Origin of the sequence: Streptomyces monashensis (assembly GCF_001866665.1) — a bacterium.
Lineage (GTDB): Bacteria > Actinomycetota > Actinomycetes > Streptomycetales > Streptomycetaceae > Streptomyces > Streptomyces monashensis.
On the sequence record NZ_MLYO01000193.1, the window covers coordinates 1 to 679 of the forward strand.

Annotated in this window: 1 protein-coding gene; it reads left to right on the plus strand. The window is 67.0% G+C overall.

Annotation, left to right across the window (positions count from 1 at the left end):
• Positions 1-679: B12-binding domain-containing protein (locus BIV23_RS45235; protein WP_177240274.1), on the plus strand; the 679-nt coding region annotated here is incomplete at both ends.

The window sequence follows — 679 nt, forward strand, 5'->3', positions numbered from 1 at the left end:
CATCGACACCCTGACGTTCACGATCTGCACGGGGCAGGAGGAGTCCCGCAGGGACGGTCTGGCCACGATCGAGGCGATCCGGGAGCTGAAGCGCCGCCACCCGGACGTGCAGACCACGCTCGGCCTGTCGAACATCTCCTTCGGTCTGAACCCGGCCGCCCGCATCCTCCTCAACAGTGTGTTCCTGGACGAGTGTGTGAAGGCGGGTCTGGACTCGGCGATCGTGCACGCCTCGAAGATCCTGCCGATCGCCCGGTTCGGTGAGGAGGAGGTCACGACCGCGCTGGACCTGGTCTACGACCGGCGCCGTGAGGGTTACGACCCGTTGCAGAAGCTGATGCAGCTGTTCGAGGGCGCCACCGCGAAGTCGCTGAAGGCGGGCAAGGCCGAGGAACTCGCCGCCCTCCCGCTGGAGGAGCGGCTCAAGCGGCGGATCATCGACGGGGAGAGGAACGGCCTGGAGGCCGATCTGGACGCGGCTCTGGCGGACCGGCCGGCTCTCGACATCGTCAACGACACCCTCCTGGACGGGATGAAGGTGGTCGGTGAGCTGTTCGGCTCGGGGCAGATGCAGCTGCCGTTCGTGCTGCAGTCCGCCGAGGTGATGAAGTCGGCGGTGGCGTATCTGGAGCCGCACATGGAGAAGTCGGATGCCGCGGGCAAGGGCACGATCGTGCTG